The sequence below is a fragment of the Blautia intestinihominis genome (genome assembly GCF_040096655.1).
GTDB lineage: Bacteria > Bacillota > Clostridia > Lachnospirales > Lachnospiraceae > Blautia_A > Blautia_A intestinihominis.
Genome location: NZ_JBBMEI010000008.1, coordinates 29,261 through 53,766, shown reverse-complemented (window position 1 = coordinate 53,766; position 24,506 = coordinate 29,261). Strand labels below are relative to the sequence as shown.

At 43.6% G+C, this 24,506-nt stretch carries 20 protein-coding genes; 2 read left to right on the top strand and 18 right to left on the bottom strand.

Annotation, left to right across the window (positions count from 1 at the left end; all coding sequences use genetic code 11):
- Positions 1–4: 4 nt before the first annotated feature.
- From WMO75_RS04205 to WMO75_RS04145, 13 genes are all read right to left on the bottom strand, one after another.
- Positions 5–2,674 carry a cation-translocating P-type ATPase gene (locus WMO75_RS04205; protein ID WP_303223326.1) on the bottom strand — a complete coding sequence of 890 codons (2,670 nt, stop codon included), beginning with the start codon at positions 2,672–2,674 and terminating at the stop codon, positions 5–7.
- A 96-nt stretch (positions 2,675–2,770) separates the two neighbouring features.
- Entirely contained in the window at positions 2,771–3,361 is a 591-nt protein-coding gene (locus tag WMO75_RS04200) for a TerD family protein (RefSeq protein WP_118699035.1), read from the bottom strand.
- Positions 3,362–3,427: 66 nt separating this feature from the next.
- Positions 3,428–4,009 (bottom strand): TerD family protein, encoded by a 582-nt coding sequence (locus tag WMO75_RS04195; RefSeq protein ID WP_022213637.1) that lies wholly within the window; start codon positions 4,007–4,009, stop codon positions 3,428–3,430.
- Positions 4,010–4,058: 49 nt separating this feature from the next.
- Positions 4,059–5,204, bottom strand: a complete 1,146-nt coding sequence (locus WMO75_RS04190) for a toxic anion resistance protein (protein ID WP_022213636.1) — start codon at positions 5,202–5,204, stop codon at positions 4,059–4,061.
- A 6-nt stretch (positions 5,205–5,210) separates the two neighbouring features.
- A complete protein-coding gene (locus WMO75_RS04185) occupies positions 5,211–7,481 on the bottom strand; it encodes a YceG family protein (protein ID WP_303223323.1) in 2,271 nt (756 codons plus the stop codon).
- Positions 7,482–7,654: 173 nt separating this feature from the next.
- Complete coding sequence (locus tag WMO75_RS04180) at positions 7,655–8,608, bottom strand: U32 family peptidase (protein ID WP_330591035.1); 954 nt, start codon at positions 8,606–8,608, stop codon at positions 7,655–7,657.
- Positions 8,609–8,617: 9 nt separating this feature from the next.
- Entirely contained in the window at positions 8,618–9,982 is a 1,365-nt protein-coding gene (locus WMO75_RS04175) for a hypothetical protein (protein WP_349077670.1), read from the bottom strand.
- A gap of 128 nt (positions 9,983–10,110) precedes the next feature.
- Positions 10,111–11,541: a glycoside hydrolase family 32 protein gene (locus WMO75_RS04170; protein ID WP_173905851.1), complete on the bottom strand. Its 1,431-nt coding sequence runs from the start codon at positions 11,539–11,541 to the stop codon at positions 10,111–10,113.
- 329 nt (positions 11,542–11,870) lie between these two features.
- Entirely contained in the window at positions 11,871–13,451 is a 1,581-nt protein-coding gene (locus WMO75_RS04165) for a glucose-6-phosphate isomerase (protein ID WP_173906985.1), read from the bottom strand.
- A 130-nt stretch (positions 13,452–13,581) separates the two neighbouring features.
- On the bottom strand, positions 13,582–14,268 hold the full coding sequence (locus tag WMO75_RS04160; protein ID WP_349077669.1) for a pyridoxamine 5'-phosphate oxidase family protein: 687 nt from the start codon (positions 14,266–14,268) through the stop codon (positions 13,582–13,584).
- 30 nt (positions 14,269–14,298) lie between these two features.
- A complete protein-coding gene (locus WMO75_RS04155) occupies positions 14,299–14,550 on the bottom strand; it encodes an RDAC family protein (RefSeq protein WP_022213629.1) in 252 nt (83 codons plus the stop codon).
- A 17-nt stretch (positions 14,551–14,567) separates the two neighbouring features.
- Positions 14,568–15,131, bottom strand: coding sequence for a hypothetical protein (locus WMO75_RS04150; protein ID WP_147342101.1), 564 nt, complete (start codon positions 15,129–15,131; stop codon positions 14,568–14,570).
- Between the two features lie 59 nt (positions 15,132–15,190).
- The gene (locus WMO75_RS04145; RefSeq protein ID WP_118252695.1) at positions 15,191–16,045 is read right to left on the bottom strand and encodes a NifB/NifX family molybdenum-iron cluster-binding protein; all 855 of its coding nucleotides are present in this window, start codon (positions 16,043–16,045) and stop codon (positions 15,191–15,193) included.
- 485 nt (positions 16,046–16,530) lie between these two features.
- On the opposite strand from WMO75_RS04145, the gene WMO75_RS04140 reads away from it, so the two are divergent.
- On the top strand, positions 16,531–18,039 hold the full coding sequence (locus WMO75_RS04140) for a DUF2828 family protein (RefSeq protein ID WP_349077668.1): 1,509 nt from the start codon (positions 16,531–16,533) through the stop codon (positions 18,037–18,039).
- On the opposite strand, the gene WMO75_RS04135 is transcribed toward WMO75_RS04140, so the two are convergent.
- The 5 genes from WMO75_RS04135 to WMO75_RS04115 form a co-directional block, all read right to left on the bottom strand.
- Positions 18,018–18,338, bottom strand: a complete 321-nt coding sequence (locus WMO75_RS04135) for a helix-turn-helix domain-containing protein (protein ID WP_022213625.1) — start codon at positions 18,336–18,338, stop codon at positions 18,018–18,020. The genes WMO75_RS04140 and WMO75_RS04135 overlap by 22 nt on opposite strands.
- A gap of 17 nt (positions 18,339–18,355) precedes the next feature.
- Complete coding sequence (locus tag WMO75_RS04130; RefSeq protein WP_349077667.1) at positions 18,356–19,384, bottom strand: ADP-ribosylglycohydrolase family protein; 1,029 nt, start codon at positions 19,382–19,384, stop codon at positions 18,356–18,358.
- Positions 19,385–19,473: 89 nt separating this feature from the next.
- Complete coding sequence (locus WMO75_RS04125) at positions 19,474–21,501, bottom strand: DUF4357 domain-containing protein (protein WP_022214647.1); 2,028 nt, start codon at positions 21,499–21,501, stop codon at positions 19,474–19,476.
- A 137-nt stretch (positions 21,502–21,638) separates the two neighbouring features.
- A complete protein-coding gene (locus WMO75_RS04120; RefSeq protein ID WP_022214646.1) occupies positions 21,639–22,304 on the bottom strand; it encodes a vWA domain-containing protein in 666 nt (221 codons plus the stop codon).
- Positions 22,305–22,410: 106 nt separating this feature from the next.
- Positions 22,411–23,523, bottom strand: coding sequence for a macro domain-containing protein (locus WMO75_RS04115; RefSeq protein ID WP_118252698.1), 1,113 nt, complete (start codon positions 23,521–23,523; stop codon positions 22,411–22,413).
- A 154-nt stretch (positions 23,524–23,677) separates the two neighbouring features.
- Between WMO75_RS04115 and WMO75_RS04110 the strand changes: the two genes are divergently transcribed.
- A complete protein-coding gene (locus WMO75_RS04110; protein ID WP_022214644.1) occupies positions 23,678–24,454 on the top strand; it encodes an alpha/beta hydrolase in 777 nt (258 codons plus the stop codon).
- Positions 24,455–24,506 lie beyond the last annotated feature (52 nt).

Below are 24,506 nucleotides of genomic sequence, written 5' to 3'. Positions count from 1 at the left end.
CTTTTTATTTGTTAGATCTCATGATCGCTTTTCGTACCATATCCACAGGGATGATCAGTACTCCAAGAACCATGGAAACAAGCAGTGCTTTCAGTGTCAGAGGAGTTGTGCTGAAGACTTCTCCACCGATCTGGATCAGGACTGTCTGAAGAACAAAGATCGCACCCATTACAAGGATAAATCTCTTATTTTCTCCAATATGCTCAAACAGGTTAAATCTCTCAGATCTGGTATTCAGACTGTTAAAGATAATCGCATAAATAAAGAATGCAAACATAAAGGTCTTCTCATACAGATCCGGATTTGAACATCCTGCCGGCATAACTGCTGTTGTGATTCCGCCGACATTTTCCAGAATCAGGATAGATCCCAGAGTGATAAATATCGAACTTACACCAATTGCAGATTTGATATATCCTGTCAGGATATTGTCGCTTCTCTTTGCCGGCTGCTCGTTCATGTAACGGTTCAGGATCGGCTCACCGCCGAATGCCATAGCTGCCAGTGTATCCATGATCAGGTTGATCCACAGGATCTGTACGATAGAGAATGGCTCTGTCCAGCCAAGGATCGGTGCCAGAATGTTCATCAACAGGGTACTGATATTTACAGTTAACTGGAAGATCAGGAATTTGCCGACGGATTTTGCCATCGTTCTACTGTTCAGTACACAGTCTTTGATAGAAGTCAAACTGTTATTCAGGATGACAACATCGCCTGCTTCCTGTGCAACTGCGGTTCCATCTCCCATTGCAAATCCGATATCCGCCTGTTTCAAAGCAGGTGCATCATTGACACCGTCTCCGGTCATACCACAGACATCATCAAGCTGCTGTGCAACTGTGACAAGGCGTTTCTTGTCCAGAGGTTTCGCACGGCTGACAACACGAAGATTCGGAAGTTTTTTCTTAAGCTCATCATCAGAAAGCTGTTCCAGTTCATCATGAGTAAGAACAACTTCTGTCTTTTCATCTTTGAGGATTCCGGCTTCTTTTGCGATCGCAACGGCGGTCTCTTCGGCATCACCGGTAACCATGACTACCTGGATTCCGGCACGGTTCAGGACTTCAACTGTTTCGATCGCATCTTTTCTTACGTTATCTCGCAGAGAAAGGACTGCAAGAAGGATCTTCTGGGAACCGATGATCTTCACTACGGAGAGAAGTTTCATAGTTCTCTTCGCCTGTGCGACCATCTGCTCTTCCACTTTGGCTTTCTCTGCAGATGTAAATTCTGCGATGCTGCCATCTTCTGTCATATAATGTGTCACGTCATTGATGATGTTCTCTGTTGCACCTTTCCAGTAAACAGTGCCATCATTCAGTTCTACGGTTGCACATTTCTTCTCGGAATCAAATCCGCTGATCTCTTTTACTTTGGACGCATCAACTTTATCCGGAGCACCCTTCGAAATAGCATAGGTCAGAAGTGCACGGTCCATGTTGTTACTTCCGATCGCTTTACCTTCAGAGATTTTTGCAAGGTTATTCAGAGTGATCGCTTCCAGAAAATCATTATGTGAGACATGGTCAACGATTCTTCCGTCTCCAAGGACAAACTCTACCAGTGAAAGATTTCCCTCGGTAATGGTTCCTGTCTTATCACTGAACAGAAGGTTCATGTAAGCAGAATCAGAAAAAGCTGCCTTATGGCTTACAAGGATGTTTTTCTTATACATAGATTCTGTGTTCATGGACTGAACCAGGCTGTTCATCATCGGAAGACCTTCCGGTACTGCCATGATAACGATGGAGGCCATCAGCATAACAGCCTCTGCGATCAGAAGGATCACAAATACTGGCGTGATTGCTTCATCTGCACGCATGATAGAAAGAACAACCTGCAGGACACCTGCGATTGCTGCTGCGGAAACACCAAGTTTACCGATCCCACCGGCAACAACTTCAAGTTTGAGGCTGGAAGTATCTTTACGCTCTTCTTCCTCGTTTTCATCGGTAAGGGCTTTGTTGATCTTACCAAGTTCGGATGCATCACCGATCACGGTTGCTACCATATATGCCTCGCCGCTGGTAACGACTGATCCCATAAATACTTTATGTGCAGAAGAATAATCTGTAGATTCTGCTTCTTCCATAGTATCTGCTGCGGACTTGGACTCATCACGGGATTCTCCGTTCAGAGCTGCCTGAGATACTTTCACATTGCCTTTGAAAACAAGTCCGTCAACCGGGACTTTATCACCTGCCTGGATCAGAATCGTATCACCTTTGACGATGTCACTTGTCAGCACTTTGACAAGTTTGCCGTTTCTGAATACTTTTGCATAGGTTTTGTTGTATTCTTCCTGCAAAGCCTCACTTCTTGATGTATTTCTGTATTCAGATAAGGTACTGAATCCTGTTGCAAGTGCAATTGCAAGTATGATACTGATGATCTCAATAACGTCATTGTCGCCGCCCAGTGCCGGAACGATCACGCCAAGGATCGCAAGCACAACCTTAAGCACCAGTGCAAGACAGAGAACCTTGATCCAGATATCGTCAAAAGCACCGATGAACATAGACCAGAGTGACTCTGTTTCTTTCTTGGCAAGTGCGTTGGTTCCATACTGCTGTTTGCTCTGCGCCGCCTGCTCCTCCGTCAAGCCCTGTTCAAGAGCTTTCCTGTCCAGCAATCCCTTATCCAGAACTGCTTTGTTTTGTTTTTCACTCATTTGGTGAATTCCTCTCTTATAAATAAATTTATATATTCTGATAATGAAGCAGGAAGAGAAACTGCAAAAGTTTCTCTTCCCAAACTCTTCACATCATCATACATACCGTCTGCAAAGATCGCCGATCGATGTGTCCTTTGTACCCTGACCGATAGCTCCGAATTTCCATTCGCCATTATGTCTGTATATCTCTCCAAAAATCATTGCGGTCATACCGGAATAGCTCTCGGTAAGGTCATATTTACACATCTCGCGATTGGTACTTCCATCTACAATTCTGATAAATGCATTTTTGATCATTCCAAAATGCTGTTTTCTCTGGACTGCTGAATAGATATTTACAACGATCACGATCTTGTCATATTCCTGCGGCACCCTGGAAAGTTCAATGAGGATCTGCTCATCATCGCCTTCTCCCTCGCCAGTCAGGTTATCTCCCATATGACGGACAGTGCCTGATTTGTGCACAAGATTTCCGAAATAAACAACATCTGTCTTATCCACAAATTTACCATTCTTAAGCAGGATCGCGGTCGCATCACAGTCAATATCTGCCGCCTTAAAAAGCCCGAACAGCCCTGATCTCTGCTCTACCGCATCCCATCCAAGTCCTACGAGTACATTTGAAAGTCCCTTGCTCTCTTTGCTGAGACTGACTTTCTGTCCTTTTTGCAAACTAATCGACATATTCTATCTCCTCCCGGCATTTTGCCAGTCAGTTAACGTGTAACATTGTTTCTGTTATAAAAAAACTTATGCAACTTCGATTCCATAATGTCCGCAGAGTGCTGCCAGACCGCCCTGGAATCCACTGCCGATCGCATTGAATTTCCATTCGCCGTTGTGTTTGTAAAGTTCTCCAACAACAATAGCTGTTTCGATGGAGAAGTCCTCTCCCAGATCATAACGGATCAGTTCCTGGTTTGTATCTTTGTCCACGATTCTGATATATGCATTGGAAACCTGGCCGAAGTTCTGTCTTCTTGCCTCTGCCTCATAGATCGTTACTGTAAAAGCAATTCTCTCAACATTTGACGGAACATCTGCAAGAACAACTTCCAGTTCTTCATCATCACCTTCGCCCTCGCCAGTACGGTTATCTCCCATATGCTTTACGGAAGCTGACGGATGTTCAAGATTTCCATAGAAGATGAATTCTTTGTCCGTCGGGCATTTACCATTGGAACCAAGCATAAATGCTGCTGCATCAAGGTCAAAATCTGCACCTGTGTCAAAAGCATTTACATCCCAGCCAAGTCCTACCATGATGTTCTTTAAGCCCGGATTTCCCTTTGTAAGATCTACTTTCTGTCCTTTTGATAAATTGATTGGCATAGCTGTTTCCTCCTTTATGATTTCCTCTTTTGAGAAATTTTAACATGTTTTATTTGCCTGCACCACCATAAGTTTTGAGAAATTCCTGTTTGATATTCTCAAGGCGGGCCGCATCGTCGATACGCTGTTTTCTTGCTTCCTTCTGAATGTTCTGCGTTTCCTCGATACCATTGACGATCGTTCTCCACGTTGTTTCCAGCGTTTCGATCTTGACGGAACTTCCACTTGCAAGTCTCGCTGTCATCTTGGACTGCTCAACTGTATTCCTGGCATTTTTGATCAACATTTCATTTGTCTTCTTGTCAAGTTCTGACAGTGCCTCTGCCTGGATCTTCTGGCGTTTGAGCATGACTGCCTGGGCAAGCCCCTGCTTAAAGACTGGAAGCGTAACGATAAACGCTGAATTGATCTTTCTGACAAGGTTCATATTGCTGTATGCCATTGTCTTGATCATCGGAATGGACTGGATCGCAATATTCTCAGCAACGCGAAGATCCTGTGTACGCTGTTCCAGCATCATAAGTGCATTGTTCAGTCCTGCCAGTTCAAGCTGAATGGAGTTATCTCCTGTCGCCTCAAAATCTGCCTGGCGCTGTGCAATGTAAGCTTCCAGTTCACGGCAGCCCTGCTCACCGGCAAGAATGTATTTGACAAGCTGATGGTAATAATCGACATTTGCATCAAACATCTGCTCCAGCTTACGGTTGGACTGCTTGATCTCGCCCTCATACTCACGGAGCTGCACATAGATCTTGTCTACTTCCTCTCCCATTGTATGATATTTGTCGAGGATCTTTTCGAGCTGTTTCTTCATATTTCCAAACAGCTTGTTAAACAGGCCTTTGTTTTCCTGAAGTTCACTCGGATCAAACTTTGACATGATCTTGGACAGCGATTCAAGCATCTCACTGGACTCATCCAGCTGGCTCATACTCATGCTGTTCAGAACAACATCCGATGCTTTTGCAATCTCCTCTGCCGCCTCTGCACCGAAAGAAACGATCGTTTCGAGATTATTGACCTCGATCGTGCTTACAAGTGCGTCGACCTCCTCGGAATTCGTCAGTGTTTCATTCATTTGCTGACGGTCTGCCATGATATCATATGGCTGCACTGTCTCAATCTCAGTGCTGGCTGCCGGTGCAGATTCCACGGGTGATGCCGGTGGTGTTACCTTGCTGAAATCAATTCCCATAACACTTTATCCTTTCCTGAATAGTCTGTCACGCCATGACGTGTGTGCTGTTAATGGAATCGTATTCCAGTCAGGAACCTGCAGATCATACATAAAATCTCCTGTCTGATGTTCTTCCATTAATCTCTGGTTAAAATGGTTATCCATATTGTAGCCTGTCGGAACAAAGAAAAGCACATCAAATCCCAGCAGGTTCAAAAATGCTGCATAGACAGAATCCTCCAAAGTGATCAGTACTTCTGAAGCATTGATGTAGATCAGTTTCGGATTCTTCTTCGTAAAATCAAAATTCTGTATCAGCCGCGTGACCTGTTTCGGCAGGTTCAGTGCGACAGATATGATCGTATATTCTGTTCCATTCTCAAATGTTCCCCGGATCAGCCGCTGCTCGATCAACGCCTCCAGCTTGTCCAGGATGTACTCCTGCATCTCTTCCCGGAGAAATCCATACGGATATGCCGGATGATTCCGGATCTTCCTGCGCTGTAGTTTCCCGTTTCGGAAAAATTCCGCCGCGTACATTTTAATCGGATTCGGTGATGTGGAAGTCAGAAACGGAGGATGATCGATCACCACCGTTTCCGGTGTCATCAACTGTTTGATCGAGATCCAGTAACCCTCTGTTTTCCTGTCCTTCACGCCGGATATTTTTGAAAAAATCACCGGCATGTTCACGGTTCCGTCAGCCGTACTGAAATTTGGTCTGTATTTCATCTCCGTATTCCAGAGAAGTTTGATCTCCCTGTCCATAGTCTGCAGCGAGATCGTATTGGCTTTCGTAAACTGCTGATCCCGGAATATCACAGAGTCATTGTACATCAGTGTATCCAGTTCCCGTTCTGCATGATACGCGGCAGTTCCTATATGAAGCTGTGCGTTTTGCTCCGGAAACTGATCCAATTTCATTGAAGTCTCATAATTTATCTCATATAAAAGAGCATCTTCAAGCATGCAGTGTTCATTCCGGTCCGGACACAGAATCAGGACATCCACCGGCACTCTCGCCAGAAATTTCATAAAAAGAACTTCATTTACATTCTGACATGCGCCCAGATGGATAAAACAACCTGTGTCATTTTTCTTCCAGTTCTTAAAAATCTGGTTCTGATATCTCCGGATCCAACACAAAAGATACACGCCCTTATTCATCAGTCTGTTAAGATTGATCTCCGGCTCTCCTGCTTCCAGCTTCATCACTTCTGCAAAAGCCCTGCAGAGTACTGCCTGCAGAACCGGGCTCACCGGATATTGTATATTCATCTGCAGATCCGCGATCATCTGCTCCACTCCTGTATAGTGGTTTCTGCGGATCTTCATGATCTCATCTGTTGTCGGGTTTGGAATGCTGCCATTCACGATCACTGTCTGCCGCTTCTGATTCTTCAGTTCCAGATAAAACTGGTACAGATCATTTGCATAAGTAAGTTTATCCTCCACACCACCTATCCGCAGATAACAGTTATAAAAAAGATCCTCCCTGTCGCCGCGCTGCTCCGGTGCTTTGAGGATATCTGCCAGTCCACTTCCTTCGATCCAGGCATTTGTGCAGTTGATAAGCCCATCCTTTGAACCAAACAACTTCTGATTCTCCTCTGCCTTCTCAACCTCTGCTCTCAGTTTCTTAAGTGAAAAATCCGCCGGGAATCCTCCGACGTTTTCTCCTGTATATAAAGTAGATTTCTGAGACTGCGGATCAAGTTTCAGATACGCTTCATCTCCCATCGGTTCTGCAAGGACCACATCACATCCTGCATTTGAAAGAACAGAAATCAGCAGAAGTTCATAATTACTGATCGAACCAACATAGAGGATCTTGGGAACATTTTGCTGTCCGAGCTGATTCACGATCCGCTCAAATTTGTAATAAAGCCAGCACATAAACTTGATATATGCATTCTTGAGCATATTTTCAGTTTTTCCCGCTCTTCTCAGTTCCTCCAGTGAATCATAGATGGAAGCGGCTACATTCTCGTTCTGTGAACGATTCATCCTGGGGAGCCATTTCTGAAGCCCTGACATGATAAAGCCCATGCTGAGCTGAAAATCATTCCCCATCATTTCATAGTAATAAGACAGATTCCCCTCCGTGGGATTCGGTATCTTACCCTCAACGATCACTCCGCATTTCCTCGCGGCATCATAATAATTGTACAGAAATCTGCCGATTTCTTCCGAGTAACCATTGATACGGTAAAAATAAACACCCTTTTCCCTACGCTTCCCCAACTCTGTAAAAAAGTCACTGAGGCTTTGAATTTCTTTATGTTCTAAAACCAACGATTCTCACCTCAATATTTATTATAAATCATATTGTGACTCTCTTTTTTCAGAATAGTCACTGTAAATCATTTTATCATAGTCGACTGTTAATTACTACAGGTCTGAATTATTTTAAGATAATTTTTAGAAAATAGTTACATTTGTCATATAGTGTAAAGTTATGTCCTATTTTACAGGTAATAGCAGTTTCCACTGCATCCGTATGGAAAAATCTGCTTCTTCATTTCTGTCCGGAAAGCAGCTTCTGTGTCTGTATTTTCCAGAATCTCAAGAGCAGTTTTGAGGTTTCGGATATCTTTCTCCATAAAATCGGTGTAGTTGCCTCTGCCGACCAGTTTCAGGTGTGTAATCCCGGCATCTCTCAGTCTGTAAAGTGCACATAGACCGCAGCCGGTCGCACCGCACAGATAGCCGTTGTCATCGTATTTGGGGACAGTGGCATCTTCATCCTCAGATTCATCTCGTACCGGTTCCGTCCAATAGGGAACCCTGCACAGATGCCCTAGCTCATCACAGTGAAGCGAATTACAGAACGCTCCCGTAAACTGGCACATCTCATTCAGCACAAAAGCCTCAAACTCTGTCTCCGCCCGTCTCCCACCGGCAGTTCTTTCCGAGCAGATCACAGACTGCATATCCTCGAAGCTGTTTTTCCTGTGAAAAATCACCCTCTTCAGATCCAGACGCTGAAAAACTTCCACTGTTCTGCGGTTGATCTCTCCCATCTCACCACTCATATGGATTTCGCACGGGATTCCCTTCTCTCTCAGATAAACGATCAACGCCGGGTCTGCAATAATATAGCTCATAAATCCAAGTTTCATACAGTTCTCTATGATCTCCACGATCTCCGGATACTGCTGTGGAATATAGTACAGGGAATTGAATGTCAGATGTACCGGCTTTTTGTATTTCCGAATCATTTCTGACAAAATTTCCAGTTCACTGAACGCCCCAAGCTGCACATGATAACACAATACCTCACGACGGTTGAGCGGCATGACAGTTCCGTACTTTTCCGTCCACGAATACGGTACAAATCCGCTGAAAAACTCATCTGCACCTGCTTCCACGAAACGGATATATTCATCTGCTGATCCCAGTCCTGCTGTAATCTTCATCATCTTTTTACCTCATAACAGATTCAGGACAAGTCTGTCTATATTTGAATCTGTATACCTTTTTAATTGTTCTGAATCTTCCAGGAAGTCCCGGTCCAGCGCAAACAGCGAATTATATCTCCCTATCATATTCAAATGTTTCGGATACAAAAACGCCGCATTTTTACAATACTGCGGACATTTGTATACCAATCTCTGTCTGCCTCTGTCTCCTTCTTTCTGCACTGCATACAACGGACAATACTGCGACGTATTCGTCTGGTAAAATGGAAAATGCAGGCTGTTTTTTCCTGCCGGGATATCCTGCATATAACCACAGGACTCCCACTCCGCCCGCTCAATTCCGAAACTTTCTCTCAGAAATTCCTGGTAAAAATCTGCATTGAAACTGTTCTGGCTGTACAGGTCTCGCTCGCCTTTTTTGTAATTGATACGGGGATCTTTTTTTCTTTTGTTAAGAAGCGTTCCGAGGCAGGGGAGCAAATATTTCGTTTCTTTTCTGATAAAATCTGCCATTCCCCAGTCGTTGACTACACACTCCATTTCAAGTTCATTTTTGCTACACCAGTGATCGATTTTTCTTAACAATGCAAAGGTGTCTTCAAGCAAAATTTCTCTGACATAAGTAAAAGAAAGCGTAACTGCCGTAAACTCTTTTTTTGCCTTTTCCAGCATAGCGAAAAGAAGTTCTTCCTCTGGAAAAAGGAGATGACAGAACTGGTTTCCAATATAAATCCGATCCGGGATACGCGCTTCCAGACCGCTTCCCTGGAGATGATTTTTTCTCAGATAATCATGGTAAAATTCCGGAAGAGATTTTTGCAAGTATGCCGTATAGCGTTCCGGGCAGTCAAGTTCTATGGCACATTCTGTGTGCTCCGGGATTTCCATATTGATCTCAGCACGACCTGCTTTTTCTGCAAACCAATACTGTCGCTGTTCCTCCAGACTGCTGCAATGCTCACCGTCAAATTCTGAGGGATATCCTGTCAGTTCGCTTTCAAGTTCTCCGTCATCTTCCAGTTTCAGCCGGATATATTTGCTGTACTGCCGCACAAGTTTCTGCACCTGCCGCCGATACTCTTCCTGCTCCGTCCATACAAGAAACTGCGTAAAAAAATCCTCTTCTTTCTCTCTGCAGATTTCAAATTCTGTAATGACTACAGTCCCGTATTCTGCCCTCTCCATATCATAAAAACAAACTTCCAGTTTCTGTGGGCTGCAGATAGCCCTCGCGGTTCGAAAGCAGAATCCTTCCTCTGCCATTTCTGTAATCTGAATTTCTTTTCTGTTTCCCGGACTCTCCTGCATTACAGCACTCAGAAGTCCATACGGCAGCATGGGGATTCCATGAAAGCGTTCCTTCTTTTCCTGCATCCTGTACATCTCCTCATTTTTCTCGTCTCAGTATAACATTTTTTCTTTATAATACACAGAGGGTGTTATACTTTCCTTTCGTATAACACCCTCTGCATTTCCATTCGTGCGGCTTCTGTATGATTCTGTTATTTTATCCCGGTCATCTCTTTTAATTCATAAATATGTCCCTGGATCTTGTCTGCTTCCAGTTTCACAACTTGTGTCGTTTTTCCCGGATAGTATCTTGTTGAGGAAACAACTTCCCCGTGATTCAGATAAATTTCCACAGCTGTTGTGTCCACAAGCATCCGGAGCTCTTTTAATCTGCCTGACGGAATGACTGCCTTTCTCTGTTTCCGTCCTGCACCGGCTTTCTCAGATAATCGCAGGCAAGCTTCTCTGCCATCTGCCTCAAACATAAGATCATCTCCGACAGATATTCTGCATTTGCGTGAATCCAGTTTCAGGTCCAGCTCAAACGGTTTCCAGACTTCAATATTTTTCTGCGTCTCATCTATTTCACAACATCTTCCCCGAAGGGCTTCCATTTCTTCGACAGGATACTGGTACAATCTGCCATCATGTAAAGTGATCTCGCGCGGAATCGTCAGGCAGTGCTGCCAGCCCTCGTCTTTTGCTGTAGGATTCGTGTATTCCTCTTCGACATCCGGCAGACCCATCCAGCCGATCAGGATCCGTCTTCCTTTCGCATCCTCAAACGTCTGCGGCGCATAGAAGTCAAATCCCATATCCCATTCCTGAAATTCTTTCACATTGATCTTATCCTCTTTCAGAAGGAAATAGCCTGACTGGTAGATATTCTGAAAACGATATTCTTCTCGTTCAAGTCCCTGTGGAGAGATGGACAGTGCCTGCTCTCCGTCGATTTCAAACAGATCCGGACATTCCCACATGTATCCGAACGGCTCTTCTGTCGTAATTTCTTTATCATAATCCCAGTTTTTGAGATCCTCAGACTTGTAGATCAGCACAGCTCCCTGGTCATTTTTCTTTCGACCGCCCAGTGCCATGAAATAGTCAGCGCCATCTTTCCACACTTTTGGATCACGCACATGCTGCGTATAATCTTCCGGATAATTGCGGTAATCGACTGCAACTTCCTTCGCACTGAAATGAACTCCGTCCTCGCTCTCTACGTGAAGAGTACTGGCCTGCCTCCCGTTATTGATGTAATCGTAATCCCCGTCCATTTTGATATTTCCGGTAAAAAAAAGATGCAGCTTTTCATCCTCAACGATCGCAGAGCCGGAATATACACCATGGCAGTCATAGTTGCTGTCCGGGTACAGCGGCACGCCCTCGTATCTCCAGGAAACCAGATCCTCGCTGGAATAATGTCCCCAGAATTTCAATCCGCCCTCTGCATCAAACGGAGCATACTGAAAAAACACATGATATCTTCCCTTGAAATAGCACAGTCCATTCGGATCATTCAGCCAGCCCGTCGGAGGCATCAGATGATGGGTAAGACGCTGTTTCTGAATTTCTCTGCTCATTGCTGCGGTTTCTTCGATCTTTCTTACTTCTGTGGCAAGGATTCCTGTTAATGCACTCATTTTTCTGACCTCCTGTTATTTTTCGACTATATATTTATGGTATCATTATCATTTAGTTTTTACATGTATTTCATATACTATACATGTAACATTTTTATTTTATATGTAATCGTTTTCATATTTTTACGATATTATACACCATGCTATCCACAATTGTAAATAAGCATGATGTCACAAAAAGCCTGTCGAAATTTGTACATTTTATATAATATAGCAGAAAAGCCGGCGGATACCCGGGGATCTGCAAAGAAAAAGGACTTCCCCACGGTACAGATTTAACTGTACGGCAGAGAAGTCCTCATTATTTAATATTAATTTTCAGCTCAAGATCAGATGTTCAGAAGGTCGCTGAATACCTTAAGTGCTCCGTCTGTCTCGTGAGCAAGTACACGTTTTGCAAGGACTTTACCAAGCTGTACGCCTTCCTGGTCAAAGCTGTTTACGTTCCACAGGAATCCCTGGAACATAACTTTGTTCTCGAAGTGAGCAAGAAGTGCACCAAGAGATTCAGGTGTTACCTGATCACCAATGATGATGCTTGACGGACGTCCACCCTCGAAGTTCTTGTTGCGGTTCTCATCTGCTTTACCGCAGGCAAATGCTACGATCTGAGCAGCAACGTTTGCACAGAGTTTCTGCTGGCTTGTGCTGTCCTGGATCACTACATCTGTACCGATCTGGCTGTTCTTGAAGCCGATGAACTGAAGCGGTACAATGTCAGTTCCCTGATGCAGAAGCTGATAGAAGGAATGCTGTCCGTTGGTTCCTGGCTCACCGAAGATAACCGGTCCTGTCACATAGTCTACAGGCTCACCGAAACGGTTTACAGCTTTACCATTAGATTCCATATCCAGCTGCTGAAGGTGTGCCGGGAAACGGCTCAGTGCCTGAGAGTATGGAAGAACTGCTGTGCTCGGATATCCCAGTACGTTGCGCTCGTAAACACCGATCAGGGCATCCAGCATAGCCGGGTTCTGCATTACGTCTTTGTTTGTTGCAAGCTTGTCCTCTGCTGCTGCTCCATCGAGGAACTGTGCGAATACTTCTGGTCCGAATGCCAGAGATAATACAGCACCGCCAACAGCAGATGTGGAAGAATAACGTCCACCGATATAGTCATCCATGAAGAATGCTGCAAGGTAGTCATCGCTCTTTGCAAGAGGTGATGTCTCACTTGTAACTGCGATCATATGTTTAGATGCATCCAGTCCTGCATTCTTGAGGGCATCTTTTACAAAAGATTCATTTGTCAGAGTTTCAAGAGTTGTTCCTGATTTGGAAACCAGTACAAAAATGGAATGTGCAACATCAATAGAATTCAGAACTGCTGCTGCATCATCAGGGTCTACGTTGCTGATGAATTTTGCTTCCATTTTGAATTTACCATTTTTCTTAGCCCAGTTTTCAAGTGCAAGATACATTGCACGAGGACCAAGGTCACTTCCGCCGATACCGATCTGGACAACAGTTGTGAATTTCTCGCCTGCTCCGTTTGTGATCTCACCAGCATGTACTTTGTTCGCAAATTCTGCGATCTTTTTCTGCTGTTCTGTATAGAAAGTTCTCTTGTCAACGCCGTCAGCTTCTACTGCGTTTCCAAGCTGTCCACGTGTCATATGATGAAGAACAAGACGTTTCTCTCCTGTGTTGATCACTTCTCCATTGTAAAGAGCTTCGAATTTCTCTGTAAGCTGTGCTTCCTCAGCCAGTTTCTTAAGTCCTTCCAGTACTTCGTCGTCTACCTGTTTTGCTGCAAAGTTATAAGCAAATCCCTCTGCCATCGGAACGCTGTAATTCTTTACACGCTCTGCGCCGTTCTCTCCTGCCATAACTTCTGCAAGGTTTACTTTTTTTACTCCTTCGAGTTCCTTAAAAGAAGCAAGTGTATCCAGATTGTTCCAGGTAATCATATTTGATTCCTCCTTAAATATTATCGGTTTTTCGTTTCCGAACTTTTTCAATCATTTTGATTATAATATTAAATATGGGGAAATTCAAGGTAATTGTTCACAACTGGTCATGCCAGATCAATTTCCCATATCAGTCGCAGATAAGTGTCTGTCTGGAATCTGCGCCATCTTTCTTGAAGTCGGAATTTACAAATTCGATCTTCTTTGGTTTTATTTTGATGAGATTCATCGGATGCAGCATTTTTTCCAGAGCCTTCAGTGGAATCTTTCGGAAATCTGCCGCCTGCACATATTCCTGTGAAAATGGCTCTACAATAGATGTCAGGCCTGTGACCTGCATTCCTTTGAGCTTGCCAAATCCTTCATATTTATCAAAGATGACCAGGCATACATTTTTGTTCTTTTCCAGCGCATAAAACTTCTCGCCACCTTCAGAAAAAATCCAGAAGCAGTCGTCATGATACGTATACTCCAGCGGCGTACAGCGCACAAAATCTCCTGCCGCGGTTGCCAGTGCGCAGGTGTTGTTTGCCTGAATATACTCCTCCACGGCCTTTTTTAGAGCATCCTGGTCCAGCTTTTTTGACTGTGCATCTTTTTCTTTCCAGTAGTTTGCAGCTCTTTCGTATTCCTCGTGAGAAAGATCTGTATTCTCAGGGATTTCCTCATATTCATCTTTGTCCAGACAGAGTGGGATTCCTGTCTTGCTGTTTACATTGATCCCGCCATACCAGGTTCCTGTCACTTCCAGGATATCGCCAACCTGATAATCCATGGAATAGTCGTCATTTTTCTTGATTACTCTGACCTTTGCCATTTTTGTGCCTCACTTTTTGTTATAGTCGGATTACTTTTTGTCCAGGGTAAACTGTAACTTTTCATCGTCCCAGTATTTTACATTCAGTCCTTTATCCAGGAAATACTGTTCGATCACCTGATGCATCTCATCATAATGTCCCTCGCAGGCACAGTTTCCCAGTGGTTCGATCCACAAAGCCTGTGCTCCGCAGGCGTCGCGAAGGTGGAGTTTGAAATTCAGATGTTTTTGTTCCAGTATTCCGTTTACTTCTATGATTTCGTTGAAAGTGATAATTGCCATCGTTGTTCCTCCTGATGTTAAATTTTTCTGAATGGGATCTCCTTTCCATCATGTGATAAAACAATTTTATTTTGCTTTAATTCATATTCGAATTTATATATTGGTATTATTGAATTACCAGTAAAAGGAGCAAATCCAAAATCTGTCTCGAGTGGATTCAGCCACAATGTTACTGTATCATCATCCACTCCAATAATCCAGCCTCCGATTCCCGGATTTCCAGCCTCCGAATCATAAACGTCCAGATAAGGAATCTTTGCTGAATTAATTATAAGATCATAACAACTGTTATAGAAAAAAATGTCACTGTCATCGTCATCATCACTGGTCTCTGTCCCGTCTTTTTTCAGGTCTACTCCTGTATAATAGCCTGATATCTCCCCTAACCTTTTCGCATCTACGCTAAAATAAATCATCGAAAAAATGATCAGCACGATTACTGCCACTGTAATAACTATTTTCTTTTTCTTTGTATACACTGATATCCCCCTTCTGATAATTATAAATTCTGGTTTTATTATAATCTCTCTTTTTGTGGATGTACAACCAAATTTTCCGGCAAAGTTCGACCTTGCCTGCATGCAAAAAAATCCCGGTCTGCTCTGGATACTGGCAGTCCGGGATTTCATACTATATTAGATTATTTTACTTCCACAAGTTCAATCTTGAAATTCAGTTCCTTACCAGCCATCTCATGGTTTGCATCAAAAGTGATCGTTGTCTCTTCTTTGGCAGTTACTTTAACCGGGAATGGCTGTCCGTACTGGTTGGACAGATATACCTGCTGTCCTACGGTAAGATCCTCAGAACCTGGAAGCTGTGCGATCTCAAGTGTAAAGATTGCATTCGGGTCCGGCATGCCGTATGCTTCTTCCGGCATCAGGTGGATTTCTTTGATCTCTCCGACCTCCATATTGGCAACTGCTGCATCGAATCCTTTGATCATCTGTCCAGCTCCGCAGACAAATTCCAGCGGCTGTCCACGATCGTAAGAAGAGTCAAACTGAGTTCCGTCATTGAAAGTTCCCTTGTAATGAGTACGGCAGGTCTTTCCTACGTTCGGGCCTGTAAATGCCGGCTTGTGTGAACCACATCCACCACCGCAGGTTCCTCCGCAGGAATGTCCCTCTTCATGATCGCCACAGGAATGACCTTCTTCATGGTGATGATGGTCACAGGTTGTTCCTGCTGAAACCAGTTCGCCCTTAAGGTAAGCCTCTACCACCTCATCTGTATTTCCCTGAGCACCTGAGCATAACTGAACCCCAGCCTCTGCAAGTGCATTCTGTGCACCGCCGCCGATGCCGCCACAGATCAGGACATCGATTCCCTGCTCTGCAAGAAGTCCTGCCAGAGCGCCGTGTCCTGTTCCATTGGAACCGATTACTTCACTGGAAACAACTTTGTTGTCCTCTACTTCATAAACCTTGAAATTCTCTGTTTTTCCAAAGTGCTGGAAAACATTTCCATTATCATAAGTTACTGCAATTTTCATGTAAAAATCCTCCAATTCATACTATGTCTGTCTGATTAGTATAGCTTGTTGGAGAGATAAAAGCAAGGGAAGACTTTTTTATAGCTTTTTCTAAACCACAGGTTCATTGTTTTGCCCCGGAAGCTGTGCTAATCTTAATGCATCGAAGGAACACGAGTCCTTCAAAAGAAGTCTTGCAGAAGGCAGACTTCACAGATATTTTTATCATAATCTTATATTAATCAGGCGCGTACAGCAGCGAAATAAATTAGCCTTATGAGTTTTCTATTGTTGCTCAGGTGATCTTTTTTAACCATAACACAGATAACTTCTGATCGGAGGTGCTCCACGTTGAAGTGGTATAAAGAGAGGTATTTACGCTAAAAAACAATACACATATCAGATGAGATCTTACATCGCGTCTCGCTCATAATGATATAAGGTATAAAGAAGTCTAAAACCTTCTGCAAGTTGTAACCAGACTAATTCACAGAAAGGAGCAGCCAATGTCATTTCTTGATAATCTTAAAGAAGAAGCAAGCTTCACAGAGACATTGAACGGAGCAAAGACTCACTCTACCTCCGGCGATGCCTGTCTGGATCTGTTTGCTGTGGCCGGCGGCATGCGTCATCGTTCATACCGTGACCAGATCCATCTCTTTGATCGCGCTTATATCGAAAATCCAGAGCTGGCAATGAAGCTCCTTTTCTATATCCGCGATATCCGGGAGGGACTTGGCGAGCGTGAGCTTTTCCGCAACCTGATCCGGCATACCGCCAAAACCTGGCCGGAATCTGCCAGAAAAAATATTTCTTTAATTTCTGAATACGGACGTTTCGATGACCTCATGTGTCTGATGGGAACTCCATCTGAGGAAGCTGTTGTCGAGCTGATCCGCACTCAGTTGAACCAGGACTGTGAAGCTCTCAAAAAGCGAAAAGCAGGAAATATCAATGCACATATTTCTCTTCTCGCCAAATGGCTTCCTTCCATCAACACCTCAAGTGCACGTACAAGAGGACAGGCAAAGGTTCTTGCCTCTGCTCTTGAAATGAACGCCGGACAGTACCGCAAACTTCTGTCCGCACTTCGTGCAAATATTGCTCTGCCAGAGCGTTATCTTACGAGCAAAAAGCGGGGCAAAATCAATTATGAAGCTGTCCCGGCAGGCGCAATGCTCAAATATCACAAAACCTTCCACCAGCAGGATACCGAACGTTTTTCTGCTTTTCTGGCAGATGTCAATAACGGTCGGAAATCCATCCACTGTGACACGCTTTATCCATATGAGATCCTGCGTCCATTAATGCCGGATGGCCGCAGTCTCCCATACCGCGAACCTGACTCTGCAAATGCTGCACTGGAAACTCTCTGGAAGCAGCAGCCTTCCAAAGTATGTGAGCAGAATGCAATTTGTGTGATCGATGTTTCCGGCTCCATGTATTGTCATCGTTACGGAACGCCTATGCCGGCTCTAATCTCACAGGCATTGGGTCTGTATCATGCAAAACACTGCACTGGTACTTTTCACAATACATTCATCACTTTTTCATCCAACCCGGAACTGGTGGAAATTTGCGGTCAGACACTCGAAGAGAAACTTCGTTATATCCAGAGCAGCAGCTGGGAATTTTCAACAAACCTTGAGGCAGTTTTTGACCTGATTCTCCGGACAGCAGTCAATGCTGGCACACCTCAGGAAGAAATGCCTTCCACCTTATTTATCATCTCTGACATGGAGTTTAACGGTGCAGTGGAAAATCCGGATAAAACCATTTATGAAAATGCAAAAGCTGCATTTGAAGCAAAAGGCTATCAGCTTCCTGCTGTTGTATTTCATAATGTCAGCAGCTGGCAGATGCAGACTCCAGTCAGAGCTCATACCAAAGGTACTGCGCTCGCAAGTGGTACCGGAACTAATTCCTTCAACTACAAATTTGATGGAAACATCACGCCGATGGATCACATGCTCCGCGTTTTAAACAGTCCCCGTTACGCGGCTGTGCATGCATAACCGGAGACTGTATCACTGGTGTTTCCTCGATACATACGAAGAAAACAAGAAGAGGCCATTTCGGCCTCTTCGTATACCAGCAAATCTTCCATCTGCACATGGTACAGATGGCTGAGTGCCAGCAGGTTATCAATTGTAGGGAGACACGCTCCGCGTTCCCATTTGTAAACTGCCTGCTCAGATATGCCGCCCATGTATTCACATACAGCGGCAACTCTGATTCCGTTCTCCTTTCTCATATTTCTTAATCGTTTCCCTGTTTTTTCTATCTGAATCACAGGAAAAGAAGTCGTTGTCATACGACATTCCCCCTTTTTCATTCCCTCTGAATTATCTTCATCATTGCATCAATCTGTTCCTGCATTACATCGACCAGTTCCAGACGGTCAAGCCAGTCTTTTGGAATTGCATCCATTCCCAGATATGCTCCAAGAATATTTCCGGCAACAGCTCCGGTAGAATCACTGTCTCCGCTGTGGTTTACAGCTGCAATCAACATTTTTCTGATATCATCTGGATACTTCAGACAACAGTATATCGCAATTGCCAGTGCTTCTTCTCCAACCCATCCTCCGCCGAGTTCTTTTTCGATAGTGGATGCATCTTCCTCACAGGCTGCTTCACTCAGTGCAATAGCTTTCTTTATGAGCTGTTCAAAATATGCCATGCTTTCGGATTCTCCAAACTGATTTTTTGTATCAGCCAGAGATTCCTCGATGATGAGTTTCAACGGCTTCTTTTCTCCATAAATACATTTGAAAACAATATCCGAAAGCATGCCTGCCGGAATCCAGCCAAGCGGATGACCGTGAGTTATGGCTGCCGCTTTGGCACCATTCAAAAGAGGTAAACCGTAAGCGTCTGTGAATCCAAGCGGTGCAGTCCGCATAACGCCGCCACAGCCTTTGCTGTGGTTGATCGGTTCCTGAATTGTTCCCATCTTGCCTGATGTCAAAGCATACAGACAAGTATTACCCGGTGCCCGGCGGCAGTTCATTTTCGGAACCATGGCGAGTCTGCTTGGCCAGTCACATGGCAGTTTTACACTCATCCCTTGCGTCTGCGCCCATTTCAGATAAGAAAGGTAAATTTTTTCCTCCACTTCATCTTCTGTCTCCACAGACATTCCCTCCATGGTAAAAAGAGTCATCTGTGTATCATCCGAAATGATCGCTTCCTCTCCCGTCCGCAGCAGATCCTGGATTCCGTCTTTTCCATATTTATTCTTGATACTGCTATACAGGTCAAATTCCACTACATATCCCAGAGCATCACCCAACGCCCCTGCAAATACACAGCCGCTTATTTTGTCCTGAATCATCTGATATTTTTCTTTTTCCTGCATATTTGTCCTCTTTTCCACAAAACGCAATTCTCAGAGCCATATTTATTGTTACAAGAACAGTATAACCCTGAAAATTGCAATTTTGTTTTTTAGCGTCCTATTACCTTTCCATACTGCCGTCCATCCAGGGTTGTCCATTCCCTTGGACCATTTGCAGATCTTCCTCCTACGACTACTGCCGCTGCCGACGGACTGTCAAATGCGTAGTCCTCTGTAAATACATCATCGACAACAATCCCCGTAGTTATAAGATTGTCCCTGATATCACTATAAAACTTCTGGCAGCTTTCGGTTATATTTCTGGAAATAGTACTTCCTTTTACAACAACAAATTTAGAATCATCACCCAAATATCCGGTTGCATTGCATCCTCTGATCGCTATATGAAACAAAAGCTTCTGATTTGCCGGTGCATTGTCATTTTTTTCTATTTTCAGGTCCCATTTTTTCTCAAAAAGCTGCAGTAGTTTTTCCTGTCGTGTTTTCACAACATCCGGTGTCCATTTGTCCATATTTACGACCTGTGTTGTCAGGCTGTACGATGTAGTTCCGTTTTTGTTCTGGAAATATGTAGTTTTTTTCGTTACAAAATCATAATTCTGTGCTGCTGAATTATGCATTCTCGTTAATGGCACAAGATTTGCAATTCTGTTTACCCAGTAACGTCTGTCTTCCATATCCGGCCATGAAGTATCCCATTCGCTGCCCTTCTGTGGATTCTGCGGAAGAATATGTTCAATTGTAAAAATTTTTGCATCATATCTGGCAGCACCGTCAGAGGTAAATGAATCCAGTCTCTGAATAATATAATTACGTCGTCTGGACGGCATAGTGTAGATTTCCCCTGATAATGCCTCCATAAAAAGTTTTTTCTCATTATTCGTAAGCTCAATTGTTTCCAATGGTGCATTCAGAGAATGTTCCGGTTTACTGTCCATCTCCAGAAGCAGCCATTTATACCTGCTTACACGACGGTTTACATCCTGTGCCGTAACCTGAAGATATGCAGTCAGACGTTCCAGTTTTTTCATAAACTGAAGGGTATATGCTGAATCATGTGCATGTTCTGCCAAAAATTTTATTGCAGGCGGCATCCAATCATAGTTGTCAATCTTATTCAGCCAGTAAAGAATGTCGTTGATATCCTCTGCCCCTGAAGTCGACTCATATGTCTGATTCCTGAGAATTGAATATGCCTCTGTATATGGCATCAGAATCTTGTCTACAAGATCTTTCGGCGTTGTATTTTTGAGTACATATTCCCTGAATTCTTCCAGAAGGTTTTTCTTTACCCGATCTTTTGCAAATATTGTTCTTGTGTGGGAAAAAATCTCGTTAAAGCCATCACGCCCTACATCATTCTCAAGTTTTTCCCATTTCTCTGTATATTCATCACGCTCATTCTCCTGAATTCCACCGATAACCTCTGATTTTATGATATCAATCGGAAGAAGATCCAGACCGCGGCTGTTCATTACAGAAAAAACTCTGAATGCAGATTCCTGACTGGCTGTACTTACCGCAACAAGAAAACAGCGATTTAATAGAAAAATGCTGAATTGTATCAGTTTATCCTGATCCTTGTCAAATGCGTCTGCAAATTTCTCCATCAGGCATTTACAGTTTTCATAAATATGTACCTGTGCCTCGGTTTTCATGGATGACAGATCCAGTTTCATCAATTCTTCCAGTTTTACATTCTGAATATACTCTTCAAAAAATTTCTGATCACGGTCTCTCAGGTGAAGACGTGGTCTCGCCGGAATTCCTGCCAGTACATTTCCACTCTCCTGAAGAAGTTCATAACATGCCTGCTGTGCCTGACCTGTAAGATTTGATGCCAGTACAGAAAACAAAATCGTCAACGTTGTCAAACGCTGTTGTCCATCTATAACAGCAGCCTTTGATCTGTCCTCATCCTTGATCAGCACGATCGTACCCAGGAAATAATTATCTGCCTGCTCCGTCTGGTAAAAGTCATACAGATCTGTAAACAAAGTCTCCGTCTGCTCTGTCGTCCATGCATAAGGTCTCTGATACGCCGGAATATAATATTCAAAATCCGAACTGAATATTTTTAATAATGGATATTCTTTTCCTGTAATCTTACTGCTCATAAACTCCTCCACGAATGTATATTTTATCAAAAACAGCGGGCATTCATTACCCGCCCGTCTGTTTTTATTATACATTATTTACTGGAAAGTGTCTTTCTTTTATATGCTATTGCAACTTAAAATTTTATCATATCTTCCTATTCCTTATGGCGTCTCCTGTAATCTTCGCGGATCGGGTCACAGCAGGAAAATGCTTCATTCATTTCTTCTCTGTTTCTGGATCTGCGTACTGCTGAGACTGTTTCGGAAAGCACCTGGTAATTCAGTACTGTGCCTGCGCTGTCACTTTCATAGTTTAAAGCTCTGTCAGCTCCGATTCCAAATCTTGCAGCAACCTGAATGGCATCAATGTTTGCTCCAAGAAAAAGGAACTCCCATCCGTATTTCTGTTTTTCTTTCTCGACCATTCGCTTTACCTTGTCATAAGTGTAACACCGGCTGGCATTCTCCATTCCATCTGTAGTGATAATGAATAAGGTTTTTTCCGGTCTGTCTTCTTCTCTGGCGTATTTATGTACATTGGCAATGTGATGGATTGCGCCGCCGATCGCATCCAGAAGAGCGGTGCAGCCTCTTACATAGTACTGGCTGTCATTCATCGGCTCTATCTTATCCACCGGAACCCTGTCATAGAGAACTTCACACTGACTGTCAAAAAGTACCGTAGAGATTAAGACCTCTCCTTCTTCTTTCCGCTGCTTCTCGATCATGGAATTGAATCCCCCGATCGTATCTTCCTCAAGCCCTCTCATAGAACCGCTTCTGTCCAAAATAAAAACAACTTCTGTTAATCCCTTACGCATAATTTATCCTCCTCTGGTTTCTTATTTCTCGGTGTTTTTTCTTGTTGGACTCATTATACACAAAAGCTGCTCTTAACCGGTCGTTTGAAAAGCGACCCTTATTTTTCTACGAAATAATACATGGCAGACCATGTTCCTCAAGCTGAATATCCAGTTCGATCATGTCATAAATTTCATTCTCAATAAAATAGGAAAAAATAATATCTGTCTTATCGCAGGGTGATAATGCATAACCCGCTCTGGCAAGCAGATCTCTGGTCTCATCCAGATTCAGTTTTGCCCCTACGCAAAGACATAATGCTGTCAATTTGTTTGGGTGATAATTTACATTGTTTTTTATTTTTGAAAATATCTTTTTATCTACAATTGCCCGTTTCCAGACCTCAGCATTTTCCATCTTTCTTTCCTGGATCAGATACATTAAATACTCCGAAAAAGTATCCGAAAGATGGCTCATTCTCTCTTCCAGTTTTCCTTCGTGTAATCCTTCAAAATCCAGAAATGAAGCTTCATCTTCACCAAATCCACAAGGTTGTGAATCCACTCCACTCAAAAACAACTTTGGTTGTTTTTCCTGCATCCCATTATTTTTATTTGGTCTTCTGTCAATATTGGATGAGCTCCGCTCTCTCCACAACCTGATAGACTGTTCAGAAGACTTTCCGTATTCTTTTTCCCGAACACTCTCTACATAATTGTGGTCAATATAAGATTCCAGATCGGGATAAAGTTTTTCCCCAAGTGCTGTTGCCTTCCTGCCAAAAACGACCAGATAGATCAGCATCTCATTGCTAAGAAGAAATGTATTTATCTCATCTGCCGCGATTCGTATTCCCTCTTCCTTCGGATATCCGAAACCGCCTGTGGATATCAATGGAAACGCGATAGACTTAACCCCGTTCTCCTTCGCAAGCTGCAGGCTTTTGCTGTAACAGGAGCGAAGTTTCTTCTCTTCTCCATGCTTTCCATCGACATAATATGGACTTACTGCATGGATAATATACTTCGCCTGCAACTGAAAACCGGGAGTAATGAACGCACCGCCTTCTTCCACGAAACCGATATGTTTCTTACGATATTCCAGCAACTCCTGATATCCGGCCGCTTCGTATACTGCGCTGTCACAGCCTGTGCCAACAGCAGCATGGTCATTCGCTGTATTAACAATCGCTTCTGTGTTCATTTTTGTGATATCGTTGCGTATGATTTTAAATGGCATATATTCCCCCCGCTTTTATAAACATCCCATATTTACTGATATTTCCAGTATATACGAAACAAATAAAAAGTGCCAGAGTATTGCCACATTTGCTAAAACATGTAATAATTATTTTGTTTTTACCCACATATTCATAAAAAAGGAACTGATTCAAATGAAAACATACGAAGAATTACTCTCAGATATCGAAGACGATATTGAACTCATGGGTGCGTCGCATATCGTTTATTCCATGGAAGAAAATAATATCATTACAGACTACGATTACCTCCCATCCGATTCCTGCAATATCTCCACTACCTTAAAGGACCTGCAGGAAAATATCCGCCAGCAGATGCTGTACGCCAAAGTTTCCGGTCACCTCGCTGCTGCAGATAAAACTGCTCCGAAGCTGGCAGTTATTTTTCCGGGCATCGGATATACTGCTGACAAACCACTCCTGTACTACACAAGCCGCCTTGCCAGAAAACATGGATACCAGATCCAGACCGTCTCCTATGGCACCCTCCCGGAAAATATCAAAGGAGACTCTGTCAAAATGCGGCAGGCTTTTGATCTCGCCCTCGCACAGACAGAAGAATCCCTGCGCGATATCGACTGGACCTCTTACGGCAGCATCCTCTTTATTTCCAAAAGCATTGGTACTGCTATCTCTTCTGCTTATGCAGCCCAATATAATTTAAACGTAAAAAATATCCTGTTTACGCCATTGGCAGACACCTTCTCCTTCCCGCTCCAGGGAAGCATCGCCTTCCACGGCACTGCCGATCCGTGGGCTGAAACTGCTGCGATCCAGACTTTGGCAGAGCAGAAAGAAGTACCACTTTTTCTCACCAAAAACGCCAATCATTCCCTGGAGACCGGCGATATCCAGACCGATCTCTCCATTCTCAAAACTACGATGGACCGGGTTGAACGGTTTATCATTTAATCTGTGACAATAATTAAGCCCTTCTGAAGTTTAGCTCAGAAGGGCTTTGCTG